The sequence below is a fragment of the Janthinobacterium sp. SUN137 genome (assembly GCF_030587265.1).
Classification (GTDB): domain Bacteria; phylum Pseudomonadota; class Gammaproteobacteria; order Burkholderiales; family Burkholderiaceae_D; genus Janthinobacterium; species Janthinobacterium kumbetense.
The window spans coordinates 36,495-56,085 of the sequence record NZ_JAPWHZ010000001.1 but is presented as its reverse complement, the minus strand read 5'-3'; the positions used below and the strand labels follow the sequence as shown (position 1 = coordinate 56,085).

The window sequence follows — 19,591 nt, the reverse complement described above, 5'->3', positions numbered from 1 at the left end:
CCGTGCTCCTGGCTAGCCGGTGACCCGGTTTCTTGTTGATAAGGTGGCTCGATGGCGCCCGACTACAGGCGAAAACAGAAAAAGGTCAGGTCGTCGCGGCGCGGCTGCTTGCCTTGCCATGCCGCGCTGTCCTGCAGCAGCGCCGCCGCCACGTCGCCGGCGGGCGCGTCGCGCTGCGCCAGCAGCTGTTCGCGCATGCGCCGCTTGCCGTAGGCGATGTCGCGCGCGCCGCCGATCTGGTCGAGCAGGCCGTCGGTGGTGAGGAACAGCAGGCTGCCGGCGGGAATGGCCAGCGTCTCGTTGTGCCAGCAGTAGCCGGCCGGCGTGTCGACATAGCCCACGCCCATGCGCGCGCCATCGATGGCGCGCACGGCCTCTTCGCCCGGCGCGACCACGTGCAGCGCCAGTTTCGCCCCCGCGAAACGCAGGCTGGCGCTGGCCGTGTCGTAGCACAGGAAGGCGCAATCCATGCCGTCGTTCGAGCCGGCGTGGCCGGTGGCTTCGCCGCTGCTGGCGCCGTCCTGGCCCAGCAGGGTCTTGATGGCGCGGCTGACGGCGCCGATCAGGGCGGCCGGATCGTGCGGCCCCAGTTCGCGCAAGGCCTGGCTCAGGGCCGACGAGGCGATCAGGGTCATGAAGGCGCCCGGCACGCCGTGCCCGGTGCAGTCGGCGATGGCGGCAAACCAGCCGCCCGCGTGGCGCTCGAAGAAGTAAAAATCGCCGCCGACCACGTCGCGCGGCTGCCATTCCAGGTGCGCGTCGGGCAGGGTGGCGCGCAGTTCCGCATCGGAGGTGCGCAGCAGCGCGCGCTGGATTACGCTGGCGTAATCGATGCTGTGCATGATCTGCCGGTTCTTTTCCGCCTGCATGGTGGCGACCACGTTCATCAGCTGCAAGCCGAAGCCCACGCCGGCCAGCGCGCCATCCTCGGTGATGATGAAGCCGTCGGCCAGCGCCTTCTCGCCCGCTTCCACGGCGCGGAAGGTGAGGTCTTCGATGCTCATGGCGCCATCGACGATCAGCGGCTCCTTGTCCATGAAGGCGATGCAGCTCTTCTTGCCGTACACTTCGTGATAAAAGGGCTTGGACATCTGCGACATGAAGATGTTGCGGCTGATCAAACCGATGGGCTTCTGCTGCTCCGTGACGGGCAGGCTCATCATGTCGCGCCGTTCCGTGAACAGTTCCAGCACGGCGAAGTTGCTGGCGTCGGCCTGCACGGATTCCGTGGGAATGCACAGATCAAACGCCACGGACGTGCGATAACGGGGAAGATGCAATCGAGAAGCGTTGAACTCCACAGCGGCTACCTTTACATGACGATCGGACCCTTGTTGTCGCGACGGCAAGGCGACTGACAAACAGGCAATATCATCATGGTAGCCTTGGAATATGACGGCTTGATTACCAGCTTGTCAAAACCGTATGCAAGATGGCTGCATGGCAAGCAACTTACAGGCGCCGGGCCAGCGCCTGTGCCTGGGCCAGCCAGCGCGCGCGCTGCGGCTCGGTGGAATCGAGGAGGGGGCCGAAGCTGGCTACCCTGACGGGCTTGATGCCGCAAAATTCCAGCGTCGTTTTGCGCAACTGGTGGATGCCGGGCATGTGGTAGACCCAGCGGAAATACCAGGGCGGCGTGTCCATCGTCACCAGCAGCTGCGCCGTGCGGCCCTTCAGCAGTTGCGCCGGAAAAGCTTTGCCGGGGCGGTACTTGAAAGCGTAGCCGGGCAGAAAGACGCGGTCGATGAAGCCTTTCAGCAGGGCTGGCGCGCCGCCCCACCAGATCGGGTAGGCGAACACCAGGTGTTCGGCCCAGCTGATGGCTTCCTGCGCCGCCAGCAAGTCCGCTTCCAGCGGCTGCACCTGGCGGTAGCCTTCGTGCAGGATGGGATCGAAGTCGAGCTGGCCCAGGCGCAGCTCGCGCACGGTGTGGCCCGCGCTGCGGGCCGTGGCGGCATAGGCCTCGGCCAGGGCGGCGCAAAAGCTGTCGCCCGACGGGTGGCCGAGGAGTATCAAAATGCGCTTGGGTGTCGTCTTGGTCATGGTGCAGGCTGTCCGTTAAAGAAGAGCTTGCATGCTAAAGCCTGCCCCTGAGGGCAGAGTCAAGCGGCCGCTTGAAGGTATTGGTGCGCCAGGCAGTCGTGGATTTCCGTGTCGATGTCGGCCAGTTGCGCGTCGAGCTGGCGCAGGCGGGCGATATCCTGCTGTATCTGCGTGCGCTTGGCGGCGATGTGCTGCGACAGGGCGGCCCAGTCCGTATCGTCGCCGGCCAGGATGGGCAGCAATTCGGCCAGGCGGAAGCCCAGCGCCTGCGCCTGGCGTATGAGTTTGACTTGCGCCAGGTCTTGCTGCGTGTAGACGCGGTAGGCGCCGGCGCGGCGCACGTCGCCCAGCAAGCCCAGCGCTTCATAGTGGCGCAAGGCCTTGGGCGAGGTGCCCGCCAGGCGGGCGATTTCTCCGATGTACATGGGTGATCCTTTCTCAAGCTTGAGCGAATCTTACCGTATGGCAGCGGCGCCCAAACGGCCCAGGCATCCTCAGGCCCGGCGCGGCGGCACTTTCTTCGCCGTGCACTCGGCGCAGGTGCCGTACAGCGACAGCGCGTGCTCGTGCAGCACGAAGCCCCGCTCGGCGGCGATCTCGTTCTGGCGCAGTTCGATGCCTTCGTCGACGAATTCATCGACCTTGCCGCAACCCGTGCAGACCAGGTGGTCGTGGTGCTGCCCTTCGTTCAGTTCGAAGACGGCGTGGCCCGATTCGAAATGCCGGCGAAACAGGATGCCCGCTTCGGCAAACTGCATCAGCACGCGGTAGATGGTGGCCAGGCCCACATCGATCTTTTCAGCCAGCAAGAGTTTGTAGACATCGTCCGCACTCAGGTGCTTGATCGTGCCTTCTTGAAACAGCTGCAGAATCCTCAAGCGGGGGATGGTCACTTTCAAGCCCGATTCACGCAGTTCCCTCAATATATCCATGTCTCCCATTCCTTTTTGTAGTCGCCCTAGCGAGGTATTGCATTATATCGCAAATGATAATCATTACCATTCTCATGTGTGTACTGTAAATAGTATGCCGCGCGGGCGGGCGGCAATCCAGTGACATCGGCGCAAGTGGCGCTTGCGTGGCGGGCAACTGATGCCAGCAGTATTGGTTGCTGATAAAAAGTGGCGGTTGAATCGCTATACTGTCCAGCAAGGAATAACAATGGAGGAAGCATGGACCGATTTGATGCGATGCGCATCTTTACGCGCATCGTCGAACTGCGCAGTTTTACGCAGGCGGCGCATGACCTCGGCTATCCGAAGGCCACCGTCACGCATGCGATCAAGCAGCTGGAAGCGCGGCTGCGCGTGCGCCTGCTGCAGCGGACCACGCGGCAAGTGACGCCCACGCCCGATGGCGACGCGTATTACCAGCGCTGCGTGCGCCTGCTGGCGGACCTGGAAGAAACGGAAGCCGTGTTCAGTTCGGCGGCGCAGCAGCCGGCCGGCAAGCTGCGCATCGACTTGCACGCGACCCTGGCCATGCACTTCGTCATGCCCGTGCTGGACCGGTTCTGCACCCGCTATCCGCTGATCGAACTGGAAATCGGCATGGGCGACCGCCTCGTCGACCTGGTGCGCGAAGGCGTCGATTGCGTGCTGCGCGTGGGCGAACTGGGCGACTCGTCGATGGTGGCGCGCCGCGTGGCGCTGCTGGAACAGGTGACGTGCGCCAGCCCCGCCTACCTGACCGCGCACGGCACGCCGGAGCATCTGGCGCAGCTGGAGGGCCACCGCGCCGTCAATTTCTTTTCCGCCCAGACTGGCAAGGTCTGGCCCTTCGATTTCAAGGTGGCGGGACAGCGCCACAGCGTGGCCTTGCCGGGCACCGTGTCCGTCAACAATGCCGACGCGTATCACGCCTGCTGCCGCGCGGGCATGGGCTTGATCCAGGCGCCCCGCTACCACCTGGAGCGGGCGCTGGCGGCCGGCGAACTGGTGGAAGTGCTGCGGGACTGGCGGCCCGACCCGCTGCCCGTGTCCGTGCTGTATCCCCATCACCGGCAATTGTCGCCGCGCGTGCGCGTGTTTGCCGACTGGGTCGCCAGCCTGTTTGCCGACGTGCATTGATGCGCTGCAATACGGCAATTTTTGACTTGGGCAAAGGAAAAAATCCCTCTGGTGATGCCATATAGCACTATTTGATGTGGATCAAAGTTTTTGTTGCACTGCACTCTTAGACTTCGCAGCGTTACTTAACGACAGAGGAAAACATAATGAAAACGTCCGCAACTGCAGCAGCAATCGTCCTGGCCGCCATCGGCGCATTCGCCGGCAACGCCATGGCACAGGAAAGCCCATGGCTGGTCCGTGCGCGCGCCGTGCATATCGATCCTGCCAACAAATCCACGCCGGTCTTGGGCAATGGCGCATCGGACACGATCCACGTCAGCAGCAAGACGATTCCTGAAATCGATATTTCGTATTTCTTCACGCCGAACATCGCTGCCGAGCTGATCCTGACGTATCCGCAAAAGCATGACGTCACCTTAGGTGGCCAAAATATCGGCACGTTCAAGCATTTGCCGCCGACCTTGTCGCTGCAATACCACTTCATGCCTGAAAAACAGTTCAGCCCATACGTGGGTGCAGGCGTGAACTATACGAATATTTCGAGCGTGAAACTGCTGAATGGCGCTGGCCGTCTGGAGCATGACAGCTGGGGCTTCGCGCTGCAAGCTGGCGTCGACTACAAGCTGGACAAAAACTGGTCGCTGAACTTCGACATCAAGAAAGTGCAGATCCGCAGCGACGTCTTCGTCGGTGCCGCCAAGGCCAGCGAAGTCAAGATCGACCCTGTCCTGATCGGCGTAGGCGTGGGCTACCGCTTCTAAGCATGGCATGACTGCGCCCGCGCGGCGCGGACAATAAAAAAGGACGGCCTTGGCCGTCCTTTTTGCATGACATGTAGCAGTTTATTTTTTCAGCGTTTTTTCCAGTGCCAGCTGGTAATCCGTCTTTTCGTAGCCGGCCAAATACTTGTTCGTCGCGTCGAGGAAGGCGCGCGAGCGGTAGGCCGCTTCCAGGTCCTTGACCCATGGCTTGGCCTTGTCGGCCGTGCGGATGGCGACCAGGTTGATGTAGCTGTCCGAAATCTTTTCCACGCTCAGGGCAGACGTCAGCTTCATGCCGGCGGCCAGGGCGAAGTTACCGTTCACGAAAGCGTAGTCGGCGTCGGCCAGCGAACGTGGCAGCTGTGCCGCTTCCAGCGGTACCAGTTTCAGCTTCTTCGGGTTTTCCAGCACGTCGCGCTCGGATGCGCGCAGCGGGTCGACGTTCGGTTTCAGCTTGATCCAGCCCATCTTGGCCAGCATCACCAGCGCGCGCGCCTGGTTGGTCGGGTCGTTCGGCATGGTGATGGTGGCGCCATTCTTGACTTCCGCAAGCGTTTTCTGCTTGCCGCCGTACAGACCGATCGGCATGGTCGGCACGGTGATCAATGAGCTCAGTGGCAGCTTGTTATCGGTGGCGAACTTGGTCAGGTAGACGATGTGCTGGAACACGTTGGCGTCCAGCGAGCCTTCGGCCAGCGCGTAGTTCGGCTGCACGTAGTCGTTGAATTCCACGATCTTGACCTTGTAACCCTGTTTTTCCAGGATAGGCTTGATGCCCAGCTTCAGCTGGTCCGAATACGGGCCGGAGCTGGTGCCGATGACGAGTTCTTTCGGGTCCTTGGCGTGGGCGGCGGTGGCGAAGGCCAGGCTGGCAGCGGCCAGGAGCAGGTTGCGGCGAATGTGGTTCATGCTTTTCCTTGTACTGAAATACTGAATATGAATTAACGTTTGTCGAGGCGCTTGGCGATGCGCGTGCCGGCGAACTGGATGGTTTGCACCAGCACGATCAGGATGGCCACGGTGGCGACCATGATGTCCGTCTCGAAGCGGTAGTAGCCGTAGCGGATGGCCAGGTCGCCGATGCCGCCGCCGCCCACCACGCCGGCCACGGCCGAATACGACAGGAAGCTGATCGACAGCACGGTCAGGGCCAGCACCAGGCCGGAACGCGCTTCCACCAGCAGCACGCGGAAGATGATCTGCATTTCCGACGCGCCCATGGCGTGCGCCGCCTCGATCACGCCGCGCGGCACTTCGCGCAGGTTCTGTTCGACCAGGCGCGCCAGGTAGGGAATGGCGGCAAACGACAGCGGTACGCTGGCTGCCAGCGGGCCGATCGAGGTGCCCGCGATGATGCGCGTAAACGGCGTCAGGGCCACCAGCAGGATGATGAAGGGGAAGCTGCGCACGGTGTTCACCAGCCAGCCGAGTATCGTCGACAGCGGCCGGTTTTCCAGCGACTGGCCTTCCGAGACGAGGAACAGCAAGATGCCCAGCGGGCCGCCGATCAGGATGGCGGCCGTCAGGCCGATGCCCAGCATGGTCATGGTCTGGCCCAGCGCCACCCAGATTTCCGGCAGCAGGTTGATGACGTTATTGATCGATTCTTCAAACATGTGTTGCATCCTTCCATGCGGTGGCTTCAAACGCCTCGGTGCCGTAATAAGCCAGCTCGCGTCCCAGCGCCGTCTTGCGCGGGGTGGCCGTGTCGCTCAAATCGAATTGTTCGGCGATGGCGCCGTTTTCCACGACGGCCACGCGGTTGCAGATGGCGCCCAGCACCGACAGCTCATGGCTGACGATGACGATGGTCACCCCCAGGCGCGCGTTGATGTCGCGCAGGGTGTCGAGCAGGGCGCGCGTCGTTTCCGCGTCCAGCGCGGACGTCGGTTCGTCGCACAGCAGCACGTCCGGGTGGCTGGCCAGGGCGCGGGCAATCGCCACGCGCTGTTTCTGCCCGCCCGACAATTGCGCCGGATAGCTGTGCAGCTTGTCGGACAGGCCCACCAGCGCCAGGCATTCCTCGACGCGGGCGGCGATGTGCTCGCCCTTGGTGGTGCCATGGATTTTCAGGGGAAAGGCGACGTTGTCGAACACGCTGGCGTTTTGCAGCAGATTGAATTGCTGGAAAATCATGCCGATATTCTGGCGCGCGTCGCGCAAGTCGCCCTTGCTCAAGCTGGTCAATTCGCGCCCGGCGACCGTGATGCTGCCGCTGTCGGGACGCTCGAGCAGGTTAATCAGGCGCAGCAAGGTCGATTTGCCGGCGCCGCTCTTGCCGATCAGGCCGAAAATATCACCGGGATAGACTTCCAGCGTGACCGATTTGACCGCGTGGAATTGTTCGCCCTTGGGCAGCGCGAAGGTCTTGTTTGCGCCATCGATGCGAATCACCGGCGTACGGTGTGGTGTGGTCATGCAGTGTTTCCTTTTTTATTGGACCGTGACAGGCGCGCTTGCAGGGGCCAAATCGCCCAGCCTGTTACGTCGGTTGCGTAGTATACCTCCGATCGTGTTATTACTCCTACGACAGAATCTTGCTTTGAATATGCAAATAATGTCTATATGGGTGTTTGGCGAGAGTAAAAGCGGTTTTTACGCGATCAGCCGATGGAAAATTCGACGGGAATCGATAATTCCAGCGGCTCCGGCCGTTCCTTGGGAATGCGCGGCAGTGGCGCCGCCCGTTGCAAAGTGTCGAGCGCGGCCTGATCCAGCGCAGCGGAACCGGAACTGCGCTCGATGGCGGCGGCCAGCACCTGCCCGTCGCGGTCGATGCGGCAGCGCAGGTACACCACGCCCTGTTCCTGCTTCGCGCGCGACGCCGTCGGATAGCGGCGGAAGCGCTCCATGCGCGCCAAAACCTTGCCTTCCCAGCTCGATACGCCGCTGCGCAGCTCCTGTGGCGCGGGCGGCAGGGCGGGCGAGGGCGGCGCCGCCGCGATAGACGCCGTGGCCACCGGTGCCGGCGTGACGGGGGCAGGGCGCACCTCGGCGACGGCCGCGACGGCCTCGGCTTGCGGCGGCATGGGCGCGGTATCCGGCTGCGGCGGCACGAATTGCGGCAGGGCTGGCGCTGCTTTTTTTGCAAGGGTGCGCGACGGCGCGGCTGCGGCGCTGGCCTGTTCAGCAAGATTCTGCTCCAGTGGGCGGGGCGGGGCGGCGGCCGGCAGGAACAGCAGCATGGCCGGCTGCGCGGAGTCGGGCGCGATGGCCAGCACGGGCGCTGCCGGCGCGCGGTGGTACACGGCCCATCCCAGCAGGGCGCCGTGCATGGCGAAGACCGTGGCGATGGTCAGCGGCTTGTGCCAGTCCGCCGGCGGCGTCTTTTCCGGCGCCGGCCCTTCCGGGCGGCGCAGCAGATAGATGATGACGGCGATTTCCATCGTTGCCACGAGGGCGATGACCCACCAGGGCGGATGGCCGAGGCACATGGCGACAAAGCCGATGGCCATGCCCAGGCAAGCGAGGACCTTGCCGCGCCGCGACACGGCGCGGTGTTCGCGCCACTGGCGCAGCGGCGCGCCGAAGCGCGGGTGGTGCAGCAGCCAGTGTTCCAGGCGTGGCGAGGCGCGGCTGAAGCAGGCCAGCGCCAGGATCAGGAAGATCGTCGTCGGCATGACGGGCAGCAGGGCGCCGATCACGCCCAGCGCCACCATCAGCATGCCGGCGGCCGTCCAGGCCCAGCGGCGCAGCCGTGCCGTATGCGCTTCCGCGCCGGCCTGGATTACTGGCTCTTCCATCAGGCGCAAGCCTCCACGTGGCCATGCATGCGCAGGAAGGCGGCGCGCGCGCCGTCGATCACGCGCGCTTCACCGGCGGCGTCAAGGACGGCCGTATCGAGCACGGACGTAAAATCGCGCCAGTGGCGCGCGCGTCCGTCCGGATGGCCGGCCAGGTGGCGCGCGCCGTGATGCTCGTCCAGGCCGATCTTGCCTGCCAGTTTGTACAGGACGGCCGCGCCCAGCTTCGAGCCTTCGCTCACGTACAGCCAGCCCAGCGCCGTGGCCAGGTCCAGTTGCGCGTCGAACGGCGGCGTGGCCGCATCGGCCGGCAGGACGGTGCCCAGGTCGCTCAGGTCGGCCGCGATGGGCGTAGCGGCGGCGCTGTTCCAGGTCCGGCAGCAGGGCGGCCAGCTGCGCGTTGTCGTACAGCGCGTCGACATCGCGCAGGAACGCGTACTGCGCCTGCAGGAAGCGCGCGTAATTGTCGCGGCTGGAAAACGGCGCGCTGGCCATGATGCGCTGGTCCAGCAAGTCGTGGGTGGCCATGGTGTCGGCTTTCAGGCGCTGGCTGCGGCTAGGGGCCGCGTTAATCGGAACGGTGTTCAAGGTGCTGCTGGTGTCGCTTGCTGCATGCATGGAGTATTTGCTCTCTATTATAAGGATGAATCAAATCAGAAACGAACGCCAAGCGTGACGCGCGCCGTGCGGCCCGGCCCCGGCATCAGGCTCAGGGTCAGCGGATCGAGGTAGTAACGGTCCGTCAGGTTGTCCACCGCCACGTCGACGGTGGCGTTGGGCGTGATCTTGTAGCTGGCGAACAGGTCGGCCAGGGTGTAGGCCTGCGTCAGCACCTGCGGCGAGGTGCCCGTCCACGACTGCCACACGGCCTTGTCATCCTGGCGCGCCAGCGGATGGCCGACGTGCGTCAGGCGCGTGCCGACGGTGAGTTTTTCCTGCAGCCAGCGCGTGCCCAGGGTCAGGTTGGCGCTCAGCTTGGGCTGGATATGGTTGCTCACGTAGGAACTGGAAAAGCCGATGGGCGAGCAGTCGGGCGTGTTCCAGATATCCGATTCCCACTTGCTGGCCTTGCGCAAATAGGCCGCCGTGGCCGCGTCGCAGATCAGGGTCTTGCGGTTCCAGGTGCCGGAAAAGTCGGCAAACACGCTACCCCGGTCATATGACGACTGCAGTTCGATGCCCGAGACGCTGTATTTGTCCGTGTTCGCCATCGAGAAATTCTGTGCGTAGGCCGGCAAGTCGGGAATCGGCCGGCGCGTGATGTAGCCGTGCGTGACGTTGTCGAAGTAGGAGATGCGCAGGCGCAGCTTGTCGGCGGCGCTCCACACGCCATCCTTGATCACGCTCACGCCCACTTCGCGGTTGTGGCTGCGCTCGGCGTTCAAGGGCGACGAATACGTGGCCGAGAAGCCCATCGTCGATTCGTACAGGCTGGGCATGCGCAAGCCGCGCGCATCGCGCAGGAACAGGCTGACGCTGTCGGACAGGCGCGCCGTCAGCGCAAACGTGGGCGCAAAACCGTGGTCCTTGCGGCGGATCGGCGTGCTGTACTTGAACAGGCCGGGAATGGCGTCGCGGTAGACATAGCCATTGCCGCTCCACTGGTCCACCTGCGAGACGTCCAGCGGCGCCGGCTCGGTGCCGTAGTTTTCCACCATGCCGCCCACCAGCGCGGGATTGGTGGCGGGCGTGAACCGGCCCTGCGCATCCTGGTACCACTTCGCCGCGCCGATCTGATCGCCGTCCTTGTCCCACATGGTGACCCATTGCCAGCCTTGCGGATGGTATTGCTGCTCGGCGCGGCGGTTGCGGTCGCGCGTATCGAAGCGCTGGAAGCGTCCGCCCGCCTCGACACTCAGCCAGTCGCGCGCCTGCCACTGCAGCGAGGCGAAGGCGCTTTGCTCGTGGCGCTTGCCGTTGCGCAGCGTGTGATTGGCATTCAAGTCTTCATCGAGGATGCGCACGCTGTCGGCCGGGCCGATATCTTCATTTTGCAAGGACAGGCCGTAATCGAGCTTGAGCGCACCCATGCCGGTGGCGAAGCGCGAGGTATTCGTCAGGTCCGCGCCCACGCGGCGCGCCTGGTTCTTTGCCAGGTACAGCACTTCCACGCATTCCTTGCATTCGTGGTCGCCTGGATTGGTCTTGCCTTCCAGCGGATTGCTGAAGATATCGCCGTTGCGCGACTTGCTCTGCATGTCCGTCAGCCACAGGTTGGCCTTCAGGTCGATCAGGTTCTGGCCTTCCGGCTTCCATTCGTAGCGCGCCGTCAGCGCGTTGGTGCGCACCTGGCTGGGGTCCCATTGCGGGATGCTGCCGGTGCTGTTGCGGTAGATTTGCGAGGGCATGATTTCGCCATAGCTGCTGTCGAAATAGCGGTAGCCCAGCTCCAGCTTCTGTTCGTGCGGCAGGCGCAGGTTGGCCTTCAGCAGAGCCGAGGTGGTGCGGTTGGCCGTGTTCAGCACTTCATCGCCTTTCTTGAAGAACTGCGTCACGCCATCGTCGCCACCCCATGCATTGGGCAGCTGATAGCGTTCGAAACCGCGCGTGCCTGAAAAATAATTGCCGATGCTGCGCTGGCTGATGGCGGCCACCAGGTCGTAGTCGTCCTGGCGCGTGGCCACGGCGATGCTGCCAAAGCCGCTGCGCGGGTTGCCCAGCTTGTTGCGGTGCGTGCGCGGCGCGCTGCCGAAATCGTCCGGCGCCGAGACGCTGTTGTCCTGGATGCCGCCGCGCAGGCGCACGCCCGTGCGCTGGCCCGGGCGCAGGATGTCTTCCGGGCGCAGGGTCTGCATGCTGACCATGCCGCCGATGGCGCCCGCGCCTTGCGCCGACAGGTTCGGCCCCTTGTCGATGCGGATGGCGCTGATCAGGTCAGGGTCGATGTAGCTGCGGTCGGCGATGCCCGCGTAACCGCGGTAGACGGTGGATGATTGCAGGCTGCCGTCGATCAGCACGGGCACGCGGCCCTGGCCCTGCATGCCGCGCACGTTGACGTCGACGGCGCCGCTGTTGCGGCTGTCGCCCACCTGCACGCCGGCCACGCCCTTGAAGATGTCGGCCGGCGAGGTGCCGCGGAAGCGTTCGATCTGTTCGCGCCCGATGTAGGCGGACGAGGCGGACGTGACGTAGGGCAGGTCGGCCGGGTCCGTGTCGTCCGTCTCGAACGTGCCGCTGCCGCCCTGGCCATTCACGCGCAGGGTGCCGATCTGCACGGCGCCTGCGGCGACGGGGGCGGGCGCGCTGATGATGATGGTCGTGCCGCCTTGCAGCTGCGCCTGCAGGCCGCTGCCGGCCAGCAGCTGGCGCAGCGCCTCGGGCAGCGAATGGCGGCCTTGCAGCGGCGCGCTTTGCCGTCCCTGCGTCAGGCGCGCGTCGGCCAGCAGCACCATGCCGGCCTGGCGCGCCAGTTCGTTCAGCGCGCGGTTCAAGGGCTGCGCGGTGATGTGCCATTCGACCTGCGCCACCGGCGCGGCGGCGGCATGCACGGCGGGCGTGGCGAAGGCCAGGCCGATGGCCAGGAAGAGGGGGGACAGGCGGGCGTGCAAGGGAGGGCGCGATGGAGTCATATGCATGTTTTTCCTATGGTGATGTGGTGATCCTTCATAGTTAAAACGAATGAGTCTCATTTACCCTGACGTGCGGATGCATTTTATTTCGCTGCATGTGGAATACATCAGCGGGCGAGAATGTGCAGCTTGCCGTCCTGGCGCAGCAGGCGCACGGGCAAGGCCAGGGGCAGGGCGGCGGCAAACTGCGCCGGCAGCTTCGCGTCGAAGCTGCCGTTCAGGCGCAGGCCGGCCAGAGCCGGGTCGTCAAGCACGAGGCCCGAATCGCCATAGCGCTCGAATTCGGCCAGCGCCTCGGCCAGGGTGGCGTCCTCGAAATCGAGGCGCCCGGCACGCCAGTTGCCCACCGCTTGCGCGCTGACCCTGGCCAGCGCTTGCACGCCCTGCGGCGTGACGGTGACCGTGTCGCCCGCCCGCAGCACTTCGGCATGCGCGCCGGCTTCGCTCTCCACCCGCACCGTGCCTTGCGCCACGCTCACCTGGGTCGTGGCGCCCACGTGGCGCACTGAAAAATGCGTGCCCAGTACCGTCGCCGTCGCCGCTCCCGCGATGATCTGGAACGGACGCGCAGGGTCGGCCTGCACATGGAACATGGCCTGGCCGCGCAGCAGGCGCACGCTGCGCCGGTCGCGGTACAGGGCCACGTCGACGGCGCTGCCGCTATCGAGTTCGATGCGGCTGCCGTCGGGCAGGACTTGCGTGGCGAACTGGCCGCGCGCCGTGCTGTAATCGTGCTGGAAGCCGGGGCGCTGCAGATGGCCGGCCAGCGGCCAGGCCAGCAGGCCGCACAGCAGCAGGCAGCCGCCGGCCAGCGCGCCGCGCGGCGGGAAAGAGGCCGCCTGGCGCAGCCGCCGCAGCAGCGATGACGGCGCGCCCGCCGCCGCGACGGGCTGGCTGAAGGCTGCCACGCGCTGCGCGGGCAGGCTGGCCAGCAGCGCATCGGTGCGGGCCAGCGCCTGCCAGGCCTGCTGGTGGCGCGGGTCCGCTTCCAGCCATTGCTGCAATGCCGCCAGGTCGTGCGCGGCCAGGCCCGCGTCGCGGCGCAGCAGCCATTGCGCCGCCAGGAAGTCGATGTCGTCGGCCGTCGTGTCTTGTGATGTCATGTGCTGTTTCATAGCGTATCCCGCTCGGGCAAGCCTTTTTTACAGGCGAGCATGCCGTTGATGATGTGTTTTTCCACCATGTTGACGGAGATACCCATCTGCGCGGCGATCTCGATCTGGCTCAGGCCATCGAACTTGTACAGCGCGAAAGCCTGGCGGCAGCGCGGCGGCAAGCCCTCGATGATGAGCAGCAGGCGTTCCATGGTTTGCCGGTCGTGCAGCCGTTGCTCGGGTTCATCGGCGCGCGGCGCGCGCAGCTGCATGTGCGGCTCGTCGAGCGCGTCATGGGGCCGCCTCTGGTGCAAGCGCTGTTCGTCGATGGCGATGTTTTTCGCCGTGACGTACAGCAGGGCGCGCTGGCCGCTGTCGGGCGGCGTATCGCCATGCAGGGTGCGGGCGCCGCCTTGCGGCTGGCGCGCCAGGAGGCGGGCGTAGGCTTCCTGCACCACGTCCTGTGCCTTGTCGCGGCATCCCGTGGAGCGCGAAATCAGGCGCAGCAATTCCTGGTAATAGCGTTCAAGCACCGCGCATGTCCCCGTGATCAAAGCGCGCCATGATAGCAAGCCCATCAAATAATAACAAGAATCATTCTCATTTATGGCGTAATCTGAGGTGCCGGATAACGCTGGATATTTTTGGCAATGCAGACAATAATCGGCAGCAGAAGGCGCTGTCGCAGAGAATATCGCCATGTATTATCGATTTTATCGATGCTAATTAGGTATATTTTCCGTTTTACATCGATCTTCATGCCATGCATAATCTGTTGCAACTGAAGCCAGACAATCAGCCGCATGCGCCAGTCGCCTGCAGCCGGTTGCGGTTTTGACATCCTCCACTTTCTGTTAGGAACCTACAATGAAAAAACTGCTCGCTTTTATCGCCGCCGCCGGCTTCTCGCTGTCCGCCGTTGCCGCTCCTGAGGTCTATGTCATCGATGGCAGCCACACTTTCCCCCGCTTCGAGTACACCCACATGGGCTTCTCGACGCAGCAAAGCCGTTTCAATAACACCACCGGCAAGGTCACCCTGGACCGCGCCGCCAAGACGGGCGCCGTCGAAGTGCTGATCGACACCAAATCCGTCGACACGGGTTCGACCCTGTTCAACTCGCACATCCAGGGAGAAGACTTCCTCGACACGGCCAAGTTCCCGGTCGCTACCTACAAATCGACCAAGTTCAATTTTGACGGCGACAAGCTCGCTTCCGTCGACGGCAACCTGACCCTGAAAGGCGTGACCAAGCCAGTCACCCTGACCGTCACCTCGTTCACCTGCGCACCGCACCCGATGCTGAAAAAAGACGCTTGCGGCGCCAACGCCACGGCCAAGATCAAGCGCTCGGAATTCAACGCCGGCAAATATGCGCCAGCTGTCAGCGATGACGTCACGCTGACGTTTGCCATCGAAGCCATCAAGCAGTAATTGTTGGCTGCATGATGCAAAATGGCGGCGGACTTCGGTCCGCCGCCATTTTTTTTATCTGCTTGCCCCTGCCATCACGCCAGGTGATGCACTTCCTGTTGCCCATACACGGGGGTGGTCAAGCCTTCCATGCGCGCCTTCAGTTGCAGCGACAGGTATTGCGAGTAGTGGCGCGACTGGTGCAGGTTGCCGCCGTGGAACCACAGCGCCTGCTGCTGCGTGGGCTTCCACATATTGCGCTGCTCGCCCTCCCACGGGCCCGGGTCTTTCGTCGTGTCTGACCCGAGTCCCCACACCTTGCCCACCTTGTTGGCCACTTCCGGCGAGATCAGGTCGGCCGCCCAGCCATTCATGGAGCCGTAGCCGGTGGCGTACACCACCAGGTCGGCCGGCAGTTCCGTGCCATCGGACAGCACGATGGAATGGGCGGTCAGTTCCTGCACGCCGACGCCGCTTTTCAGCTTGATCTTGCCCTCGGCGACCAGCTCCGAGGCGCCCACGTCGATGTAGTAGCCGGAGCCGCGGCGCAGGTATTTCATGAACAGGCCGGAATCGTCGTCGCCGAAATCGAGCATGAAGCCCCGTTCTTCCAGGCGCGCATAAAAGTCCGCGTCGCGCTCGCGGATGGCCTGGAAGACGGGCTTCTGGAAGTCGGCCAGTATCTTGTACGGAATCGAGGCGAACGTGAGGTCGGCCTTGGCCGTCGTCATGCCGGCGGCCAGCGCCCGTTCCGAGTACAGGTCGCCCAGGGCCAGGTCCATCAAGGAATCGGACTTGACGATGTGCGTCGACGAGCGCTGCACCATGGTCACGTCCACGCCCGCTTCCCACAGGGCGGCGCAGATATCGTGCGCGGAATTGTTCGCGCCGATGACGACCACCTTCTTGCCGACATACGCGTCCGGCCCCGGATGCTGCGACGAGTGCTGCTGCTCGCCCTGGAACACGTCCATGCCCTTGAACTTCGGCATGTTCGCCTTGCCCGACATGCCCGTGGCCAGCACCAGCTGCTTCGGCTTCAGGGTGACGGGCTGGCCGTCGCGCAGCACCTGCACCGTCCACTCGCCGGACGCTTCGTCGAAGCTGGCCGATTCGCATGACGTCGAGCCCCAGTAGTTCAGTTCCATCACCTTGGTGTACATTTCCAGCCAGTCGCCCACCTTGTCCTTGGGCGTGAAGACGGGCCAGTTGTCGGGGAAGGGGATATACGGCATGTGGTCGTACCAGACGGGGTCGTGCAGGCACAAGGACTTGTAGCGTTTGCGCCAGCTGTCGCCCGGGCGCGCGTTTTTCTCGATGATGATGGTGGGGACGTTCAGCTGGCGCAGCCGCGCACCGAGCGCGATGCCGCCCTGGCCGCCGCCGATGATGACGCAGTAGGGCTGGCGCGCGTAGCCCAGTTCCCTGGCTTCCTGCTCGCGGTGCTCCAGCCAGCTGCTGCGGTTGGTGCGCGCGCCGTGTTCCGCGCCCATGGGCCGCCGGCCGCCCTTGGCTTCCTCAAAACCCTTCAATTCGCTCATGGTGGTGAGCAGGGTCCAGATCTTGCCGTCGCGGATGCGGATGAAGCCCACGCCGCGCGCCACGTTCGTTTCCACCGTGATCCAGCTTTGCAGCACGCCGCCGGCCTCGCTGGCATGTTCGCCGTCGGCGATGCGAATGGAGAGCGGCTGCACGGCGCCCAGCTGGGCGGCCAGCATGGCGGCGATCTGCTCGCGGCCTTCCAGGGTTTTCAAATTCCAGGTAAACAGCACCAGGTCGCGCCAGTAGCCGTCCTGTTCGAACAATTGCGCGGCGCCCGTGCTGTCGCCGGCGCGCAGCGCGCCTTCGAGCTGCTCCAGGATGCCGGCCACGGCCAGGTCGTGCGGGTTGCTATCGGTTTGCATCGTGTCTCCTCCAAGTCTGCTGACTTTATGATGGGATGCGGCTGTGTTGCCGCTGACGATGTTGTAACACTGGCGTTCCGGCGCCGCATTGCGCAGCGCAGCATGGCTGATTTTGAGACGGAAATCTCAGCTTTTCGGACGGCTACTGGCGGTGCGGCGGCACGATGTGCAACTGCTTGAGGCGCCGGTACAGGGTGGCGCGCGAGATGCCCAGCATGGCCGCCGCCTGCAGCGGGCGCCATTTGGCGGCGTTCATGGCGTGGACGATGCGCGTGCGTTCGGCCTGTTCCGGCGCAGTGTATGCCAGTGCGTCCGGCGCGACAGGCGCCTCGCGGGTGGCGCGCACGCCGGCCTGGCGCAGCGGTGCGCGCACGCGGGCGTGCAGCCAGGTGCTGCCGCCGGCCAGGCGCAAGGACAGCAGATTGTGTCCCGCGCGCGCATCGAACAGCCGCTCGGCGCGCACTTCCAGCACGTCGCCGACGGGACGCGGTAGCGTGTCCAGGCCCCCGATGACGTCGCGCGCACAGCGGTTGGCGGCGACGATGTCGCCATGCTCGTCGATGGCGAGCAGCATCTCCGGCTGCACTTCCACGAAGTGGCGGTTGCGGTGCGCCAGCAGGATGCAGCAATGGCCGTAGGACTTCAGGAAAAAGCCGTCTTCGATCAGGGTCGCGCCTTGCCGCACCAGTTGCCTGACCAGGCGCTGGCTGTCGCGCGCGTCGGGGGAGGTCAGCGCGGAGGCATCAAGTACGCCGATCAAGTCGCCGTGCGGCGAAAAGATCGGCGCGGCGCTGCAGGTCAGGCCCGTGAACGCGGCGCGAAAATGGTCGGTCTTGTGCACGGTGATGGCTTCATGGTCGAGCAGCACGGAGGCGATGCCGCACGTGCCTTCCTCCTCTTCCGACCAGCACGAACCCGGATACAGGCCCGCCTTCTTGAAATCCTTGCGCTGGTCCGTGTCGACCACGTAGTCGATCGTCACGCCGCGCGCATTGGCGAGGATGACGCAGTAGCCCGCTTCGCGCACCATGGCGTGCAGGCGCGGCAGGCACTGGCCCGTGGAGCGCAGAAAATTTTCTTCGGATTGCTGGATGGTGCGCAGCTCGGCACCCGTCAGGATGCGCGGCCCCGTGGTGGAGGCGGGGTCGAGCCGGTAGTCGTCCAGCGAGCGCCGGTACGACGACGCCAGCCTGGCCGTATCGGCCCCTGGATTGACGATGCGGCCGGCGATCAGGTCGCGCACGCGGTCGATATGGCTGGTCTGGCGGACGTAGGGCATGGCGCTCTCCGGTGTCTCGGTATTTTTTATGGTATGCCCGTTTTTAGCACGAAGCGCTGGCACATGCATGCCGCATTGCAGCATGGGACTGCCGTGAGACGTTCGTCTCACCACAGCCGCGCCGCACAATAGGATGCTTTACAACAATAAAAAAGAGCATCTCTGATAACATTCGCTCAAATTGACAGTCAGCCAGCGCAAGGGATATCTATGGCAATGCAAGCGATGTTCCTGGCACGCAGAACGATGGTGCTGGCCTTGCTGGGAGCGAGCGCCTCCTGCGGTGCCGCCGGCCAGCTCGATCCCGATGGCCAGAGCAGCCTGGAAAAGGAAGTGGCCCGGCGCGCCGCCGTCGAACCGGCCATCGGCGCCGACTGGCAAGTGACGCGCTCCGTGGAAGCGGGCGTGCAGGTGGCCGGCGAAAACAACTTGTTCTGGAAGCTGTCGAATGCGCCCGCGCGTAATCCCGGCTTCGAATTCAACCCCTATTGGTACGAGTTCTATGTCAAGCCGGCCCTTGGCTTCAAGCGCAATCTGGGCGACGGCAAGCAGCTGTGTGCGCGCGTGTCCGCCGTCGGCTCCGGCACAGCGCGCCATGATCCATTCGGCGCCGGCGATACGGGCCGCATCTCGATCGAGGAATTCGTCGCTGGCATCCGCATGCCGCTCGGCGGCACGCGCGCCATGCTCGACTTGTCGGCCGGCGCGCAAAATTTCACGCTGGGCACCGGCATGCTGATCGCCAATGGCGGCTCGAACGGCTTTGACCGTGGCGCGCTGAAACTGGGGCCGCGCAAGGCTTTCCAGAATTCCGTGGTGGCGAAAATAAGCCAGGATGCGTTCAGCGCCCAGGCGTTTTATCTCGACCCGAATGAAAACCCCGACAACGATTCGGGCACGCGCGTCGTCGGCGTTGATTTCAGCTACGCGCCCGCGAACGACCGCAAGGCCGGCATTGCATATGGCAAGGTGCCCCGTTCGCATGCCGCGTATCCGCAGGCGGCGCCAGGCGGCATCGGCGCGCCGCTGGCCGTGCCCGAAGGCCGCAAGGACTTGCAGTTCGTGTATGGCTATGCGCGCGTTCCCGTATTGCCCACCGTGCTGCCGAAAGGCTGGTTCGGCGTCGACGCAGCGCGCGAATGGAATACGCGCGAGCCGATGCGGGCCTGGGGCTGGCGCACGGAAGGGGGCTTTTCGCTGCCCGACGTGGCCTGGACGCCGAAGTTCACGCTTGGCTACCAGAGTTTTTCAGGCGACGATCCGCGCACGGCGCGCAACGAGCGCTTCGACCCGCTGTTTTTCGAAGGCACGCCGGGCGCCTGGGCTTCTGGCAGCAAGGCGACCTGGGTCTTCGTCAATGCCAACGTGAATGCGCTGCAGGCTACCATCGAGCTGCACCCGACGCCGAAAGATACCGTGACCGCCTACCTGGCCCAGGTACGGGCCAACCAGATGGGCAGCCCGCTGCAGTTCGGCCAGGCCACGCGCCTCGACGTGCCGGGCGACGCGCCCGTGGTGATCGCCGGCGTGTTGCGTCCGATGCTGGCGAACGATGTCTTCGTCAAGTATGTGCGCGTGGTGAACCCGAATACCTACCTGACCCTGGGCTTCAGCGCCTCGTTCGCGCAGTCGGGCGTCAACCAGCTGGTGAATGGCCAGGCCAGGACGTGGACGGGCTGGCTGGCCAACGTCGTATGGGTCTATTAAGTATTT

At 64.4% G+C, this 19,591-nt stretch carries 19 protein-coding genes; 4 read left to right on the top strand and 15 right to left on the bottom strand.

Going from position 1 to position 19,591, the window contains the following annotated elements:
* Nucleotides 1-62: 62 nt before the first annotated feature.
* From O3298_RS00250 to fur, 4 genes are all read right to left on the bottom strand, one after another.
* Nucleotides 63-1,280 carry a SpoIIE family protein phosphatase gene (locus O3298_RS00250; protein WP_305058255.1) on the bottom strand — a complete coding sequence of 406 codons (1,218 nt, stop codon included), beginning with the start codon at nucleotides 1,278-1,280 and terminating at the stop codon, nucleotides 63-65.
* A gap of 172 nt (nucleotides 1,281-1,452) precedes the next feature.
* Complete coding sequence (locus O3298_RS00245) at nucleotides 1,453-2,043, bottom strand: NAD(P)H-dependent oxidoreductase (protein WP_305058254.1); 591 nt, start codon at nucleotides 2,041-2,043, stop codon at nucleotides 1,453-1,455.
* A 59-nt stretch (nucleotides 2,044-2,102) separates the two neighbouring features.
* Nucleotides 2,103-2,468: a MerR family transcriptional regulator gene (locus O3298_RS00240; protein WP_099667280.1), complete on the bottom strand. Its 366-nt coding sequence runs from the start codon at nucleotides 2,466-2,468 to the stop codon at nucleotides 2,103-2,105.
* A gap of 69 nt (nucleotides 2,469-2,537) precedes the next feature.
* Nucleotides 2,538-2,975, bottom strand: a complete 438-nt coding sequence (gene fur / locus O3298_RS00235; RefSeq protein ID WP_099667281.1) for a ferric iron uptake transcriptional regulator — start codon at nucleotides 2,973-2,975, stop codon at nucleotides 2,538-2,540.
* A 240-nt stretch (nucleotides 2,976-3,215) separates the two neighbouring features.
* Between fur and O3298_RS00230 the strand changes: the two genes are divergently transcribed.
* Both O3298_RS00230 and O3298_RS00225 read left to right on the top strand, forming a co-directional pair.
* On the top strand, nucleotides 3,216-4,112 hold the full coding sequence (locus O3298_RS00230; protein ID WP_305058252.1) for a LysR family transcriptional regulator: 897 nt from the start codon (nucleotides 3,216-3,218) through the stop codon (nucleotides 4,110-4,112).
* A gap of 146 nt (nucleotides 4,113-4,258) precedes the next feature.
* A complete protein-coding gene (locus tag O3298_RS00225; protein WP_099667283.1) occupies nucleotides 4,259-4,876 on the top strand; it encodes an OmpW family protein in 618 nt (205 codons plus the stop codon).
* Nucleotides 4,877-4,957: 81 nt separating this feature from the next.
* Here the strand turns inward: O3298_RS00225 and O3298_RS00220 are convergent, their stop codons facing one another.
* From O3298_RS00220 to O3298_RS00175, 9 genes are all read right to left on the bottom strand, one after another.
* Entirely contained in the window at nucleotides 4,958-5,785 is an 828-nt protein-coding gene (locus O3298_RS00220; RefSeq protein ID WP_099667284.1) for a MetQ/NlpA family ABC transporter substrate-binding protein, read from the bottom strand.
* 32 nt (nucleotides 5,786-5,817) lie between these two features.
* The gene (locus O3298_RS00215) at nucleotides 5,818-6,492 is read right to left on the bottom strand and encodes a methionine ABC transporter permease (RefSeq protein WP_046683994.1); all 675 of its coding nucleotides are present in this window, start codon (nucleotides 6,490-6,492) and stop codon (nucleotides 5,818-5,820) included.
* Nucleotides 6,485-7,294: a methionine ABC transporter ATP-binding protein gene (locus tag O3298_RS00210; protein ID WP_305058251.1), complete on the bottom strand. Its 810-nt coding sequence runs from the start codon at nucleotides 7,292-7,294 to the stop codon at nucleotides 6,485-6,487. The genes O3298_RS00215 and O3298_RS00210 overlap by 8 nt, the downstream gene beginning before the upstream one ends.
* Before the next feature lie 185 nt (nucleotides 7,295-7,479).
* Nucleotides 7,480-8,619, bottom strand: coding sequence for a TonB family protein (locus tag O3298_RS29140; RefSeq protein ID WP_369811426.1), 1,140 nt, complete (start codon nucleotides 8,617-8,619; stop codon nucleotides 7,480-7,482).
* Complete coding sequence (locus O3298_RS00195) at nucleotides 8,619-9,041, bottom strand: biliverdin-producing heme oxygenase (protein ID WP_305058250.1); 423 nt, start codon at nucleotides 9,039-9,041, stop codon at nucleotides 8,619-8,621. Before O3298_RS00195 ends, O3298_RS29140 begins: the two co-directional genes overlap by 1 nt.
* Before the next feature lie 231 nt (nucleotides 9,042-9,272).
* Nucleotides 9,273-12,194: a TonB-dependent receptor gene (locus O3298_RS00190; RefSeq protein ID WP_305058249.1), complete on the bottom strand. Its 2,922-nt coding sequence runs from the start codon at nucleotides 12,192-12,194 to the stop codon at nucleotides 9,273-9,275.
* 101 nt (nucleotides 12,195-12,295) lie between these two features.
* The gene (locus O3298_RS00185) at nucleotides 12,296-13,291 is read right to left on the bottom strand and encodes a FecR domain-containing protein (RefSeq protein ID WP_305058248.1); all 996 of its coding nucleotides are present in this window, start codon (nucleotides 13,289-13,291) and stop codon (nucleotides 12,296-12,298) included.
* An 8-nt stretch (nucleotides 13,292-13,299) separates the two neighbouring features.
* Nucleotides 13,300-13,815, bottom strand: coding sequence for an RNA polymerase sigma factor (locus tag O3298_RS00180; RefSeq protein WP_305056361.1), 516 nt, complete (start codon nucleotides 13,813-13,815; stop codon nucleotides 13,300-13,302).
* Nucleotides 13,816-13,886: 71 nt separating this feature from the next.
* Entirely contained in the window at nucleotides 13,887-14,123 is a 237-nt protein-coding gene (locus O3298_RS00175) for a hypothetical protein (protein WP_305058247.1), read from the bottom strand.
* Between the two features lie 26 nt (nucleotides 14,124-14,149).
* Between O3298_RS00175 and O3298_RS00170 the strand changes: the two genes are divergently transcribed.
* Nucleotides 14,150-14,716 carry a YceI family protein gene (locus O3298_RS00170; protein WP_099667289.1) on the top strand — a complete coding sequence of 189 codons (567 nt, stop codon included), beginning with the start codon at nucleotides 14,150-14,152 and terminating at the stop codon, nucleotides 14,714-14,716.
* Between the two features lie 74 nt (nucleotides 14,717-14,790).
* Here the strand turns inward: O3298_RS00170 and O3298_RS00165 are convergent, their stop codons facing one another.
* Both O3298_RS00165 and O3298_RS00160 read right to left on the bottom strand, forming a co-directional pair.
* Entirely contained in the window at nucleotides 14,791-16,599 is a 1,809-nt protein-coding gene (locus tag O3298_RS00165; protein ID WP_305058246.1) for an NAD(P)/FAD-dependent oxidoreductase, read from the bottom strand.
* A 142-nt stretch (nucleotides 16,600-16,741) separates the two neighbouring features.
* Complete coding sequence (locus tag O3298_RS00160; RefSeq protein ID WP_305058244.1) at nucleotides 16,742-17,878, bottom strand: sigma-54-dependent Fis family transcriptional regulator; 1,137 nt, start codon at nucleotides 17,876-17,878, stop codon at nucleotides 16,742-16,744.
* A gap of 210 nt (nucleotides 17,879-18,088) precedes the next feature.
* Here O3298_RS00160 and O3298_RS00155 point away from each other — a divergent pair, with 210 nt between their 5' ends.
* Nucleotides 18,089-19,585, top strand: coding sequence for an alginate export family protein (locus tag O3298_RS00155; RefSeq protein WP_305058243.1), 1,497 nt, complete (start codon nucleotides 18,089-18,091; stop codon nucleotides 19,583-19,585).
* The last annotated feature ends 6 nt before the right edge of the window (nucleotides 19,586-19,591 follow it).